The organism is Neorhizobium sp. DAR64860/K0K1, assembly GCF_050500205.1.
In the GTDB taxonomy this organism is placed as follows: domain Bacteria; phylum Pseudomonadota; class Alphaproteobacteria; order Rhizobiales; family Rhizobiaceae; genus Neorhizobium; species Neorhizobium soli.
This window is the reverse complement of record NZ_CP191459.1, coordinates 1,465,095-1,479,288: the sequence shown is the minus strand read 5'-3', so window position 1 is coordinate 1,479,288 and position 14,194 is coordinate 1,465,095. Positions and strand designations below refer to the sequence as shown.

Annotated in this window: 11 protein-coding genes and 1 pseudogene; 3 read left to right on the top strand and 9 right to left on the bottom strand. The window is 60.0% G+C overall.

The features are described from left to right. The first annotated feature begins 225 nt into the window (after positions 1 to 225). Entirely contained in the window at positions 226 to 1,170 is a 945-nt protein-coding gene (locus ACQY1J_RS11740) for an aromatic alcohol reductase (RefSeq protein WP_430251011.1), read from the top strand. Positions 1,171 to 1,319: 149 nt separating this feature from the next. Here the strand turns inward: ACQY1J_RS11740 and ACQY1J_RS11735 are convergent, their stop codons facing one another. The 8 genes and pseudogenes from ACQY1J_RS11735 to cckA form a co-directional block, all read right to left on the bottom strand. Then, entirely contained in the window at positions 1,320 to 1,745 is a 426-nt protein-coding gene (locus ACQY1J_RS11735) for a winged helix-turn-helix transcriptional regulator (protein WP_062456648.1), read from the bottom strand. Between the two features lie 298 nt (positions 1,746 to 2,043). Continuing rightward, positions 2,044 to 2,529 carry an SRPBCC domain-containing protein gene (locus ACQY1J_RS11730; RefSeq protein ID WP_430251557.1) on the bottom strand — a complete coding sequence of 162 codons (486 nt, stop codon included), beginning with the start codon at positions 2,527 to 2,529 and terminating at the stop codon, positions 2,044 to 2,046. After that, positions 2,513 to 2,728 (bottom strand): annotated as a pseudogene (locus tag ACQY1J_RS11725) (ArsR family transcriptional regulator); the annotation flags it as partial. The gene ACQY1J_RS11730 and the pseudogene ACQY1J_RS11725, both read right to left, overlap by 17 nt. Positions 2,729 to 2,824: 96 nt before the next feature. Then, positions 2,825 to 3,649 carry an inositol monophosphatase family protein gene (locus ACQY1J_RS11720; protein WP_430251555.1) on the bottom strand — a complete coding sequence of 275 codons (825 nt, stop codon included), beginning with the start codon at positions 3,647 to 3,649 and terminating at the stop codon, positions 2,825 to 2,827. 40 nt (positions 3,650 to 3,689) lie between these two features. Then, entirely contained in the window at positions 3,690 to 4,556 is an 867-nt protein-coding gene (gene ttcA, locus ACQY1J_RS11715) for a tRNA 2-thiocytidine(32) synthetase TtcA (protein ID WP_430251553.1), read from the bottom strand. Positions 4,557 to 4,609: 53 nt separating this feature from the next. After that, the gene (gene alaS / locus ACQY1J_RS11710; protein ID WP_430251551.1) at positions 4,610 to 7,267 is read right to left on the bottom strand and encodes an alanine--tRNA ligase; all 2,658 of its coding nucleotides are present in this window, start codon (positions 7,265 to 7,267) and stop codon (positions 4,610 to 4,612) included. A gap of 230 nt (positions 7,268 to 7,497) precedes the next feature. Beyond that, positions 7,498 to 8,586 carry a recombinase RecA gene (recA, locus tag ACQY1J_RS11705; RefSeq protein ID WP_062456635.1) on the bottom strand — a complete coding sequence of 363 codons (1,089 nt, stop codon included), beginning with the start codon at positions 8,584 to 8,586 and terminating at the stop codon, positions 7,498 to 7,500. A 246-nt stretch (positions 8,587 to 8,832) separates the two neighbouring features. After that, on the bottom strand, positions 8,833 to 11,454 hold the full coding sequence (gene cckA, locus ACQY1J_RS11700; protein ID WP_062456632.1) for a cell cycle histidine kinase CckA: 2,622 nt from the start codon (positions 11,452 to 11,454) through the stop codon (positions 8,833 to 8,835). 275 nt (positions 11,455 to 11,729) lie between these two features. On the opposite strand from cckA, the gene ACQY1J_RS11695 reads away from it, so the two are divergent. Then, positions 11,730 to 12,818, top strand: a complete 1,089-nt coding sequence (locus tag ACQY1J_RS11695) for a flagellar biosynthetic protein FliO (protein ID WP_430251549.1) — start codon at positions 11,730 to 11,732, stop codon at positions 12,816 to 12,818. 106 nt (positions 12,819 to 12,924) lie between these two features. On the opposite strand, the gene dksA is transcribed toward ACQY1J_RS11695, so the two are convergent. Next, positions 12,925 to 13,344: an RNA polymerase-binding protein DksA gene (gene dksA / locus ACQY1J_RS11690; protein WP_062456626.1), complete on the bottom strand. Its 420-nt coding sequence runs from the start codon at positions 13,342 to 13,344 to the stop codon at positions 12,925 to 12,927. A gap of 265 nt (positions 13,345 to 13,609) precedes the next feature. Between dksA and ACQY1J_RS11685 the strand changes: the two genes are divergently transcribed. Beyond that, positions 13,610 to 14,119, top strand: coding sequence for a SixA phosphatase family protein (locus tag ACQY1J_RS11685; protein ID WP_192077145.1), 510 nt, complete (start codon positions 13,610 to 13,612; stop codon positions 14,117 to 14,119). Positions 14,120 to 14,194: the final 75 nt, after the last annotated feature.

Genomic DNA, 14,194 nt, shown 5'->3' with positions numbered 1-14,194 from the left:
TCCGCTTTGTCTCGAAGGGGTCGGTTCCGGTAGAGAGCGAAATGACACTCTAACGGAGAGAGTCAGCTTTCGGCCCGAAGCGGACAGACGGTATGTGCGGAAGGGTAATACAACGGGATTATCGTCCTTCTATTTTTTGCTGCAGTATCATCCGTGTACCTTCTTTCCTTCGTCGTTCCGCCTTGCCAAGTAGCGGTGACGTAGCGTTTTGAAGGATTGAAATCGATGAACCAGACAGTTTCCAATGTGAAGTCACGAAACATTCTCGTGCTCGGGGCCGGGGAACTCGGCATGCCCGTCCTTCGCAATCTGGCCCGTCGCGCCAAGGGCATTGAAGACGCAAAGATAAGCGTTTTGCTTCGCGCCAGTACCATCAAATCAGACACGATAGCCAAACAGCGCGACGTCACCGAAATCCGCGACTTGGATATCGAGATCGTCACAGGTGATCTGGTCAATAGCTCAATCGATGAACTCGCATCTCTGTTTGCACAGTACGACACCGTGATTGGCTGCGCTGGCTACGCGGCTGGTATTGATACACCGATGAAGTTGGCCAAGGCGGCGTTACAGTCCGGTATTCCGCGCTATTTCCCCTGGCAGTTTGGTGTCGATTTCGAGGCAATTGGTCGAGGCGGTCCGCAGGATATCTTCGACGCTCAACTCGATGTGCGCGAACTCCTTCGCTCCCAGAGCAAGACGGACTGGGTCATCATCTCCACCGGCATGTTCATGAGTTATCTTTTCGAACCGGAATTCGGCGTCGTTGATCTGGAAAAGAACGCAGTCAACGCTCTTGGCAGCTCCGATACCGCTGTCACGCTGACGACGCCCGACGACATCGGCGTGCTCACCGCTGAAATCGTCTTCTACGAGCCGACCATCAGCAACGAGATCGTCTTCCTGGCGGGCGACACCGTCACCTATGGCGAGCTTGCCGACAAGCTGGAGGCGGGTTTGAACCGGCCCTTCAGCCGGTCCGTATGGACTGTGCCCGTCCTTATGGAAGAACTGGCAAATGACCCCCAAAACATGATGCGCAAGTACCGGGCAGCCTTTGGTATTGGGCGAGGAATGGCATGGGACAAGGCAGGCACATTCAACGCGCGCGAAGGCATCAAGGTGACGGATGTGTCCGATTGGATCAACGCGAACCTGAGCGGCAAGTGACATAGCCTCTGAGATGCAGATCAATGGAAGATAACAGACCGGGAGCGCGGTATAGCCGCGCTCCCAATGAGAGTTGATCCGAAACAATATCATTACGAGGTCGAACACCGTGCCGCCGACACCAGCGGAGCGGGCGCATGTCTCGATTGCTAAAACGTCTGCCAGGAGGGCTTTTCTGGCGGACGGGCATCAAAATCCTCGCGTGACGTTCGAAACTGCTCGGAATTCTCCACGACCCACGTCCACAACGGGATCATGCGAATGAGAAGACCCATTCCCAGTTCGGTCAGTTCGTATTCCACCCGAGGCGGCACCTCAACGAGATCGTGACGCGTGACGAGACCATCTCTTTCGAGTTGGCGTAGCGTGCGCGTGAGCATCCGTTGCGTTACGCCGTGCATTCGTTTTCCGATGTCTGCGTGGCGAAGCCTGCCATAGACGCCGAGCGTGTGTATGACGCCGAGCGACCACCGGCTTCCCGCATGGGTGAGAACCTCGCGTCTCACCCCATCGTCGTCCTCACGAAGACCGTCGCAGACCGCTTGGGAATAGCTAAGAATTTCTTCTCTGGTCATTGCTCTTGCCTCCGGTATTGCTGCCTGTCGTATTACCAGCCTTCCAAGGGCATTTCACCTGTCTCCCCGACGTGTAGGAACGTTCATAAAAGTCGGCAGGGAGATCCGCGTCGTTGGTGTCACCGATGGCCGAGGACATCAGCTGTTGGCGCAAAGCTGTCGAAGACGCCTTTCGGTCCGTTGCGGACATAGAACGGCGCCGCGGGAATGGTCTGCTTTGCCTTCACCACCCGCGAAAAAGCTCGGGGGTGTAGCGCGCTTAAGGCATACGGTGCCCCGATGCGTTTCCGCAACAGCGCTACTCAGCTTTGCTGGTCAGCAATTCGTCGAGCTGGTTCAACTGCTCGGGCAATGCGACCGCCGAGCCCTGCAGGGCCTCCTCAAGCACCTCCTTGGACGGATAGACCTCGTGGAAACGCAACAGCGTCGTGCTGCCCTGGTCCTTGAGGCTCACGGTCGTGACCGCGCCCTCTTCGCCCTCGTCGTTGGTCCAGACAATGCGCTCGTTCGGTACGACCTCGAGATACTTGCCATGAAAGGCCATGGTATCGGAATCGCCGCCAGCACCGAATTCCAGCCGATACTTGCCGCCGGTACGCACGTCCATGTCGCACGATACGAGCGAGAGGCCAGGGACCGATTTGGGAACCCACCAAGCCTGGAACATCTCGGGCTCACTCCACGCCCTGAAAACGGCGCTCGGCGGCGCATTGAATGTCCTCCTGACGACCAATTCACGATCGCCCCTGCGCTCCACTGATGTCCTGTCAACTTGCTGGTTCATCGGTTGCCTCCCGTTGCATGGTACTGATGAGTTCATTCAATGCTTCGAAGCGGGCCTCGAGAAGCTTTCGATGCGCCTCTACGCACTCGGCCTCCGCCTCAAGTCCGTGCTTCCCAAGCCTGCAGGTTCTCACCCGTCCGATCTACTCGGTGACAACGAGCCCCGCTCGTTCGAGAACCTGGATATGCTTCCGCATGCCGCCCTCCGGCACCAGAATACACGAGGGTTCAACGAGGACAACGGAGTTGGCTTACGGTGTCGTTTCGCCCTCTACTGGGACCGACCCCTTGAAGGCTCAGTCGCCGATGAGTTCGCGGCGCAGCATCTGCCAGCTGTCCTTGCAGGTCGCGACCAGCAGCCCGCCATCCACGTGGTTCGGCAGGTACTCGGATCCGTCGAAGCGCGCCGCATAACCGCCGGCCTCCGTGGCAATCAGGGTGCCCGCCAGATGATCCCAAGGCATGAGCTTGTTGTAGAGAAGGTATTGCACGTGCCCGCCGGCAAAGGTGCGATACTCGTGCGCGGCACATCGATAGTTGGCAAAGAAACGCACCTTCGCCAGATTGGCCAGCAGCCGCTCTCTCTCCTCGCCGAAGAAATACCCGGGTGACGCCATTCCGACCATGTCGCCGATCGGTGTCGCTTCCGCGACCGCAAGGCGCACCGCATCGCCGTCAGGACGGCGCAGGAAGGCGCCTGCGCCCTTTTCCGCCATCACCCAATCGTCACCCATCGGATCGTAGATGATGCCGGCGACCGTTTCGCCTTTCCAGACGACAGAGGCCATGACACCGAAGGCAGGAATGCCGGAGGCGAAATTGAACGTGCCATCGACAGGATCGACGACGATCGCGAAATCCGAGCCTCCAAGCTTGGCGAGAAGCGACGGATCGGCGGCCACCGATTCTTCGCCAACAAACAGAGCATCAGGCGCCAGCGCTTCAAGCTCGCGGCGGATCAGACGCTCGGCTGCCTCGTCCGCTTCGGTCACCAGATCCGACGGCTCGCTTTTGGAACGCACGTCGCCGCTTCCAAGCCGCCGGAATCGCGGCAGGATCTCTTCCTTCGCCGCAAGGCGCAGGATGTCGGCAAGCTTGGCTGTATCGAGCGGCATGGTCATGGTGTGTGATCCTGCAGTGGTGGGAGCAGCTTGTTGGGGATCAGGCGGCGGGGTTGGCGCTGAGGCCGGAGAAGTCGAACAGTTTCGGGTCAAGCAGATGCGACGGGTTCACATGCGCCAGCGCCCGCAGCATCGTGTCCTTGCGGCCCGGCATGCGTGTCTCGATATCGGCAAGCATGGCCTTCATCGCATTGCGCTGCAGCCCGTCCTGCGAGCCACAGAGGTCGCACGGGATGATCGGGAATTCCATGGCAGCAGAAAACTTCGCCAGATCGTCCTCGGCGCAATAGGCGAGCGGCCGCAGCACCATCACGTCGCCTTCGTCGTTCAGAAGCTTCGCCGGCATCCCGGCAAGCCGTCCACCGTGAAAGAAGTTCATGAAGAAGGTTTCGAGAATATCCTCCCGGTGGTGCCCGAGAACCAGAGCGTCGCAACCCTCTTCGCGGGCAACCCGGTAGAGATTGCCGCGCCGAAGCCGCGAACAGAGCGCGCAGTAGGTTCCGCCCGCCGGCACCTTTTCCTTCACGATCGAATAGGTATCGCGATACTCGATCCGGTGCTTGACGCCGATCGAGGTGAGATAATCAGGCAGGACGTGTTTGGGGAAATTCGGCTGTCCCTGATCGAGATTGCAGGCAAGCAGCTCGACCGGAAGCAGGCCGCGCCACTGCAGATCGAGCAGAATGGCGAGAAGCGAATAGCTGTCCTTGCCGCCGGACAGGCCGACCAGCCAGCGTTTCTGATCTTTCAGCATGCCGAAATCGTCGAATGCCTGACGAACCTGCCGCAGCAGCCGCTTGCGCAACTTGTTGAACGAGACCGAACTCGGCGCATCCCTGAATAGGGACGGCACGAGGCCATCCACGACCTCGTCGATCTCATCCGGTATTGTTGCGTTCAATCCCATGTCCAAACCTCATGTGAAACGGGCGGCCAGTGGCCGCCCGATCATTCCAACTCTCAGGCGCCGAGCGCTGCCGCCACGGCTTCCAGCGCTTCATTGGCCTTGGCACCGTCAGGGCCACCGGCCTGCGCCATATCCGGCCGTCCGCCGCCGCCCTTGCCGCCGAGCGCTGCAGAGGCGATCCGCACCAGATCGACAGCACTGAAGCGACCGATAAGATCAGGCGTCACCGCCACGACCGCACTTGCCTTGCCGTCTTCAGAAACGCCAATCAGGGTCACGACGCCGGAACCGAGCGTGGCCTTGCCTTCGTCCGCGAGCCCCTTCAGGTCCTTCGCGTCGATGCCGGCCAGTGCCTTGCCCATGAACTTGATGCCAGCGATATCACGAATGTCGTCCGCAGAACCACCCTGCTGTCCGCCACCCATGGCGAGCCGGCGCTTGGCATCCGCCAACTCCTTCTCAAGCTTGCGACGCTCGTCGATCAGCGCCTCGACGCGAGAAACGAGTTCGGTCGGCTGAACCTTCAGCGCACCGGACAAGGTCTTCACGCGCTCATCCTGCTCGGCGAGATAGACACGCGCCGCATCCCCCGTCACCGCTTCGACACGGCGAACACCGGCGCCGACGGCGCTTTCAGAGAGAATGCGCACAAGGCCGATATCACCCGTCGCGTTGACATGCGTGCCGCCGCAGAGTTCGATCGAGTAGGGCTTGCCGGCTTTCGGGCCATCGACAGCCTTGCCCATCGAGACGACACGAACTTCATCGCCGTATTTCTCGCCGAACAGCGCCATTGCCCCTTCGGCAATCGCATCGTCGACGCTCATCAGGCGCGTCGTAACCTGTGCGTTCTGCAGGATGATGGCGTTGGCCATATCCTCGACGACCTGCAGTTCTTCTGATGACATCGGCTTTGGATGCGACACGTCGAAACGAAGACGCTCAGGAGCGACAAGCGAGCCCTTCTGCGCCACATGGGTGCCGAGCACTTCGCGCAGGGCTTCATGCAGCAGATGCGTGGCGGAATGGTTCGAGCGCAGGCGCGAACGGCGGGCGTGATCGACGGCGAGAATGACCGCGTCACCAGCCTTCAACGTGCCCTCGGTCACGGTTGCGATATGGACAAACAGCCCCTCGCCCCGCTTCTGGACGTCGGTCACTTCAAGCTTGGCGTGGTCGGTCGAGATCAAACCGGCATCGCCCATCTGGCCGCCGGATTCACCGTAGAACGGCGTCTGGCTCACGACGATTTGGACGGCATCGCCGCTCGAGGCACTGTCGATGGCCTTGCCATCCTTGACAATCGCCTGGACGACGCCTTCGGCAGTCTCGGTGTCATAGCCGAGGAATTCGGTGGCGCCGAACTTTTCCTTGATTTCGAACCAGACGGTTTCGGTCGCCTTGTCGCCGGAGCCTGCCCAATGCGAGCGGGCTTCCGCCTTCTGGCGTTCCATCGCATCGGTAAAGCCGGAGAGATCGACGCCGATTTCGCGGGCGCGGAGCGCGTCCTGCGTCAGGTCGAGCGGGAAACCGTAGGTGTCGTAAAGCTTGAACGCCGTCTCGCCGTCGAGCATGTCGCCCTTGTCGAGCGTGCTGGTCGCGTCCGAAAGCAGCGACAAACCACGTTCGAGCGTCTTGAGGAAGCGGGTTTCCTCGAGCTTCAGCGTTTCCGCGGTCAGCGCCTCGGCGCGCACCAGTTCCGGATAGGCGCGGCCCATTTCCTGCACCAGCGTCGGCAGCAGCTTGTACATCACAGGTTCTTTGGCACCGAGCAGCTGCGCATGGCGCATGGCGCGGCGCATGATGCGGCGAAGCACGTAACCACGGCCTTCGTTGGATGGCAGGACGCCGTCGGCAATCAGGAACGCGGACGAACGCAGATGGTCGGCGATGACGCGGTGGCTGGCACTGCCCTCGGCCTTCACGCTCAGGACATCCTCGATCGTTCCGATCAGCGTCTGGAACAGATCGGTGTCGAACACACTCTGCTTGCCCTGCAGGACACAGGCCATGCGCTCGAGACCCATGCCGGTATCGATCGACGGGCGCGGCAGCAGCGTACGCTCGCCGGGTGCCGTCTGCTCGTACTGCATAAAGACGAGGTTCCAGAATTCCAGGAAGCGGTCGCCGTCTTCTTCAGGCGAGCCCGGAGGTCCACCCCAGACATTTTCGCCCTGGTCGATAAAGATTTCCGAGCATGGACCGCAGGGGCCGGTATCGCCCATCTGCCAGAAATTGTCGGAAGTGGGAATGCGGATGATCTTGTCGTCGGAAATGCCGGCGATCTTCTTCCACAGCGTCGCAGCTTCCTCGTCTTCCGAATAGACGGTGACCAGCAGCCGGTGCTTGGGCAGATCGAACCCTTCTGTGACCAGCTTCCAGGCAAGCTCGATCGCGTTTTCCTTGAAGTAGTCACCAAACGAGAAGTTGCCGAGCATCTCGAAGAAGGTGAGATGGCGGGCGGTGTAACCGACATTGTCGAGATCGTTATGCTTGCCACCGGCGCGCACGCATTTCTGGGAGGTGGTCGCCGTGGTGTAGGGGCGCTTTTCAAGACCGGTAAAGACGTTCTTGAACTGCACCATACCGGCATTGGTAAACATCAGCGTCGGGTCATTGCGCGGCACAAGCGGGGACGAGGACACAACCTCGTGGCCGTTCATTTGGAAATAGTCGAGAAACGTCGACCGGATTTCATTCACGCCGCTCATGCTAAGCCCTTTTTATCGCCGGGTGCGATGCTGTTATTCGAAGACGAAAGGCTTGTATCGTCCGCGTTCCCGACTGTCCAGCCACAGCACCCCTAATCATCCCAAACCCGCCCGGAACGCAGACCGGCCGCGCATCTCGTAGATGGCGGCCGGCAAGATTTGAAAACCGGAAAACACCGGTGAATATCAGCGTCAGGATGCCCTAGATCGACATCCCAACCCAGGTCCGATCAAGGGTCCGGGGCCTGGTCGCCGTCATTGGCATCAGGACCGCCATTCTGCAGGAACTTGTCCGCGATCAGACCGGCGTTCTGGCGCAGCGACGTCTCGATTTCACGCGCCACTTCCGGATTGTCTCGCAGGAACGACTTCGCGTTCTCGCGGCCCTGACCAAGGCGCTGGCTGTTGTAGGAGAACCATGCGCCCGACTTCTCGACGATCCCAGCCTTGACGCCGAGATCGACGAGCTCGCCGGTCTTTGACACGCCTTCGCCATACATGATGTCGAATTCGACCTGCTTGAAGGGAGGCGCCATCTTGTTCTTGACGACCTTGACGCGTGTCTGGTTGCCGACGACTTCTTCGCGTTCCTTGACCTGGCCGATGCGGCGAATGTCGAGACGGACGGACGCGTAGAATTTCAGCGCGTTACCGCCTGTCGTCGTTTCCGGCGAACCGAACATCACGCCGATCTTCATGCGGATCTGGTTGATGAAGATCACCATCGTCTTCGACTTGGAGATCGACGCCGTCAGCTTGCGCAGTGCCTGGCTCATCAGACGGGCCTGAAGACCCGGCAGGCTGTCGCCCATTTCGCCTTCGATTTCGGCGCGTGGCGTCAATGCCGCAACCGAGTCGATGACGAGAACGTCGACAGCACCGGAACGCACCAGCGTATCAGTGATCTCAAGCGCCTGCTCACCGGTGTCAGGCTGCGAGATCAGGAGGTTATGCAGATCGACGCCGAGCTTGCGGGCGTAGACCGGATCGAGCGCGTGTTCCGCGTCGACGAAGGCGCAAACACCGCCACCCTTCTGAGCCTCGGCAATGGTCTGCAGCGCAAGCGTTGTCTTGCCCGAGCTTTCCGGACCATAGATTTCGACGATACGGCCCTTCGGCAGGCCGCCGATGCCGAGCGCAATATCGAGGCTCAGGGAACCGGTGGAAACTGTCTCGATCTCGACGATGCTATCGTTCGAGCCAAGCTTCATGATCGATCCCTTACCGAAGGATCGTTCGATCTGTGAGAGTGCTGCTTCGAGCGCCTTGCTCTTGTCCACGCCTTTATCCTCTACGAGCCGCAATGAATTCTGTGCCATGAGGTCCCACCTTTAGGTTATTGCCGCCACGCAAGCAATGAAGCAGCCGATGGACACCGTGTACTCTTTTTGTTCTCATTAATCAAGAGGCTTTTATCAGCTTGATTAAACTGCGTTATCGCGATTTCGTTCCCGGAACGTTCTCGCGCACATAACCTGTGGAAAATCAGGCGTTAAAGCAAGAAGCCTCGCGGTTCGACGGACGAATCGCGAGGCTCCATAAAGGTTGGCAGGCGGATCAGAAAATCAGTCCGAGTCGAGCATCTCGCGAACCGCAACGGCAAGCTGCTTCAGCGAAAACGGCTTGGGCAGAAAACCGAACTTCGCATCGGCCGGCAGGTTGCGCGCAAACGCGTCCTCCGCGTATCCGGAGACGAAGATGAACTTCAGATCCGGATAGGATTTCCGCAGTTCCGTCAGAAGCGTCGGCCCGTCCATCTCAGGCATGACAACGTCGGAAACGACGATATCAACCTTGCCTTCGAGCTCGTCCATGATGTCGAGTGCTTCGACGCCGGATCCGGCTTCGTGCACGGTATAACCGCGCGTTTCCAGCATGCGCTTGCCACCCCGGCGAACCGCTTCTTCATCTTCCACAAGCAGCACGACCGCAGACTTGCCCGTGAGATCCATATCCTCTGCCGGCGCTTTCAAAGCCACAGGCTGTGCGGCTGCCAGAGCTGCAGCCTCTGCGGCCTCTGGCGTGATGACCGGTATTTCGGGAATGTGACGCGGCAGGAACAGCCGGAAACTCGTTCCGCGACCGACTTCGGATTCCGGATAGATATACCCGCCGGACTGTTTGATGATGCCATAGACCATCGAGAGGCCAAGACCGGTCCCCTTGCCCACTTCCTTGGTGGTGAAGAACGGCTCGAAGATCTTGTCCATGATCTCGGGCGGAATGCCCGTGCCGCTATCGGCAACCTCGACCATGACGAGATCTTCCGCCGGAAGATCGGCCTGATGGAAGGCGGCAGTTTCCTCGGCCGTCACATTGCGGGTCTTGATCAGGATCGTGCCACCCTGCGGCATCGCATCGCGCGCGTTGACGCAGAGGTTGATCAGAACCTGCTCGAACTGCGACAGGTCGGTACGCACCGGCCACAGGTCACGCCCGTAGTCGACATCGAGCTTGACATTGGTGCCGGAAATCAGCCGGTCGACCAGCATGCGCAGGTCGCCCACCACATCGGTGAGGTTCAGAACCGCCGGACGCATCGTCTGCTTGCGCGAGAAGGCCAGAAGCTGGCGCACCAGAACGGCGGCCCGGTTGGCATTGCGCTTGATTTCCATCAGATCGGCGAAGCTCGCGTCGGACGGACGCGCCTGCAAAAGCAGGTGATCGGACGACAGAAGGATAGCCGTCAGCACGTTGTTAAAATCGTGCGCGATACCGCCTGCCAGCGTGCCGACCGCATTTAGCTTCTGGGTCTGCGCCATTTGCGTCTCGAGCGCCTTCTGCTCGGTCGTCTCGACGGAATAGATGATGGCCGCCTCTTCCGGCGCCTCGTCGCTCTCGTCGATCACCGCATTGACGTAGAAACGCAGATAGCGGGTCTCGTCGCCCGGATGCCGCGAATCGATCGGAGTAATGTCGCCCTGCCGGTCGCGTGCGGCAGCAAGCGCCGCCATCAGCTGATCGCGGGTCGTCTCGTGCGCGATACGCTCCAGCGACGCACCACTTTCCACGTCGTCTCGGGTCAGAACCCCGGCGAACAGTCGCAGGAACGGCGCATTGATGCGCAGGATCCGGCCTTCGCCATCGACGGACGCAATGGCCATCGGCGTGTTGTTGAAAAAGCGCGTGAAACGCATCGCCGACGCGGATTGATCGGTGTCCTCACCATGCGGCCGGTTGATCACGACACTGCGGCTTTCGCCGGGCGCACCGTCGCGCATGGAGCTGACGCTGTGAACAAGTCGCACCGGCAGGCTCTGGCCGTTGGCACGGCGCAGGTCGAGATCGAGCGTTTCCGTACGCTTCAGGCCTGGCGCCGGCTGAACCGATTGGATCAGCGCCATGCCCTCGCCCGCCACGAGATCGTCGATCGTCATCGATCCAGGAGAAAACTTGGTCAGATCGAGACCCAGCCATTCAGCCAGCGTGGCGTTGAGATAGAAGATCTCGCCCTTCTTGCCCGCGGAAAAGAACCCGACCGGCGCATGGTCGAGGTAGTCGATGGCGTTTTGCAGTTCGCGAAAGAAGCGCTCCTGGTCCGACCGTTCCGAGGTCGTGTCGGTAATCTGCCAGATGTCGAGCTGCGCCTTGTTGTTTCCCGAACCCGCCAGAAGGCCGGCCTTCAGCCTGTACCAGAAGGCGCCCGCACCATTCTCTCCAACGACGGCAGTGCCCGTGCTGCGGCCAAGCGGCTGCAGCAGGCGGAATTCTTCATGACCCTCGCGGCCTTCCCGCAGCGCGGATGTCAGCCTGTAAAGCGCCTCGTTGGATTCGCGCGACTTGGACAGAAGCGTCTCAAGGGACTGGATATCGCTCTTTTTCGTCGCACCGGTCATCCGACCATAGGCAGCGTTCGCGTAGACGATGCGACCCTTGATGTCCGTGATCAGGATACCGTCCGGATGGCCGGCCAGGAAAGCGCGGGCGAGATCGTCGGACCGCGATTGCGGCATGACTTCCACGAGGCCAATCATCGAAGAGACGAGGAAAAATATGCCGACCATGGCAAGGATGCCCAGCAGGCCGAGCACAATCTCATTGTCGAGTGCCTGCTGAAAAACCACAAAAGCGACTGCAACGCCCAGCAGCACCAGCGCTAGAAGCACGATCCGAAGAATGGTTCCACCCCGCGTCTTACGCTCGACCAGTGGGGTCTCGTAGTTGCCGCCCTGCTGCAACTTCGTCATCAATCCCTCGCATTTCGCAACGGCCGACTGCCGAAGCCATCCTACTGCGGCCGTCATGCTCCACGGAGCCGAAAACCCTATGATTCCTTCTTAGCAAGTTGTCGGCGACGCAAAAAGCTCCGTTGTGCCAGAAAACCCGGGACAGTGAAGACTTGTGCCCTATCTTTCCTCTCCGAAGTGATGTTTTCCATCAAGACAGCATCGCAGCACCCCTTGATCGAAGCGAAAATTGTCGTCTTTTCAAATGTGACGATTGGCATGAGGAGTATCAGCATATGGCCGAAGAACTGATGGGCGCCTATGGCAGCCGGATGGTTATCGCGGTCCTCGGTGTCGGCATCGGGCTTCTCTTCCTGTTCGGCATCTTGTGGATGCTGCGCGGTCGCAATGGACCGTCGCCGTTCGTCCGCGGGGGACGCAACCGCAATCCGCGGCTGCAGGTGCTGGATGCGGCAGCCGTCGATGCACGTCGCCGCCTCGTGCTGATCCGCCGCGACGGCGTGGAGCACCTCGTCATGATCGGCGGGCCGACCGATATCGTGATCGAAACCGGCATCGCGACGAACTCGCCCTCACAGCCCTCCGCCATTGAAAGCGCGCCTTCTGAACCACGTCCCGCACTTGCCCAGAGGCAGCGTCCGGACCCTCGCCCGGCAGCTCTGCCAGAGGCCGAACGGCCTGAGCCCATGCGGGAGATTTCTGTGCGCGACGACACCCCGCGTGCGAAGCCACCACTCGCGACCCAGCCATCTCCCATTCCCGCTCGCCCTGTGAGCCCGGTATCCCGGTCGGAGCCGACGCCGACTGCTTCCGTATCGCCACCCGCCCCGCAGCGACTGGATCCGCCGGCAAGACAGTCCGCCCCCGAGCCACAGCGTCCGGCACCGACCGTCGTCATCCCGGCAACGGTTTCGACAGCCGCTGGCGTTGCCACAGCGCCGATCGCCGCGGCAGCGATCACGGCGATCCCGCAGCCTGCACCATCCAGGGTCGACGATGCGGCAAACGCGCTTGAAGCCGCGCGCAGTCGGGTTCTTGCTCACGCCGAGCCCGACCAGCCGACAGAACCGTCACGCGTTGTCCCGATCAATCCTGAGGACCTCTCGACCGGCGGACAGCCGGCCCTCGAAAAGTCGAAGATGCTCGGGAGTGATTTCGAGAAAATTCTGGAAGAGGAAATGGCACAAAACCTTGCGGCGCGGGAAAACGCCGGCCGCGAGACGATCGCAGCGCCTGCACCAAACCGCCAGTTGCCGCAGCGCGATCCTGCTGTCGCACCGATTACCGGCGCGACTGCCGAGCCATCACTTCAGGACGAAGTCGCCCGTATATTTGGGGAAATGTCCGCCACGCGCGATAAATGACATGCAGGGCCGCGGGCTTTGCACGTATCCATGACATCAAACGACAAAAGGCACGGTTTCCCGTGCCTTTTGTCGTTTCTGCCGTAGACCATGCGTCAAGCAGAAATCATTCGTCGCGATAGACCTTTTCGCGACGCTCGTGCCGCTCCTGGGCCTCGATCGACAGGGTTGCGATCGGCCGGGCGTCAAGACGCTTCAGTCCGATTGGCTCGCCGGTTTCTTCGCAATAGCCATAGGTCCCGTCGTCGATGCGCTGCATCGCCGCGTCGATCTTGGAGATCAACTTGCGCTGCCGGTCACGGGCACGAAGCTCGATGGCTCTATCGGTTTCCGAAGATGCGCGATCGGCCAGATCGGGATGGTTGGCACTTTCCTCTGCCAGATGATCCAGAGTCTCCCGCGCCTCCCGCAGGATATCGTTTCTCCAGGCCGTCAGTTTTGCCCGGAAATACGCCTTCTGGTTTGCATTCATGAACTCGTCGGTTTCCGAGAGTACATAATTGCTAAGATCGATCTTCTCACTCAACGCGATTCTCCTGAAGAACATCTCGTGGCCGCTCTATATCGCTTTGGTTGTTCCGGTTCAAGCCTTCCGCTCGTTATTGAGGCAATTTTAAAATTGTCACAAAAATCAGCTAAATGACTATTTTCTATGCTTTAATCGACTTCGGTTGAAACCGGTTCCTGGGCAGCGCAACTGGCAATCATGGCGCAGGCGTGGTTGAAGTTCAGAAGTCACGGAATTACCGTCCAGGCGGTCAAAGGAGAATGAAATGGCGTCTTTTACCGATATGCCGACACTCGCGCCGCCGCCGTCACGCATCTACCTCCTCCGGCACGGCCGGGCGGCCAACCCGGAACAGGGTCAGAGAGATTTCGATCGAACACTGACGACGGATGGTTTCGCGGAAGCGGAAATCGTTGCCGACAAGGCGGCGGACCGTCGCTACCGCCCCGACGCTGTTATCAGTTCGACGGCTATGCGTTGCCGCCAGACTGCGGAGGCGGTGCGCCGCGCAATCAGCGAAACCATCGAGCCCGAATTCATCGACGAGGTCTACAACGGATCGGTCGGCACCTATCTTGCGCTGATTTTCACCAGCGACCGCAGCGGATCGGTGATGCTCGTCGGGCATAACCCGACGATCGAGGACGTGTTCGGGGAACTGATCGGAAAAGAGCATGCAGCCCGCGCCCTGCCCTCAGGGTATCCGACGGCAGGCCTTGCTGTCATCGATCACGCAGGCCGAAGCGACAGCTCGCAACCCGCATGGAACCTGACGGATTTCATCACGCCGTGACCACAGATTCCAAGGCATCCCATCCCTTTGCGCATTGCCTGCCGGTCCCTATATAGCGACAAACAGTTTTGGGAC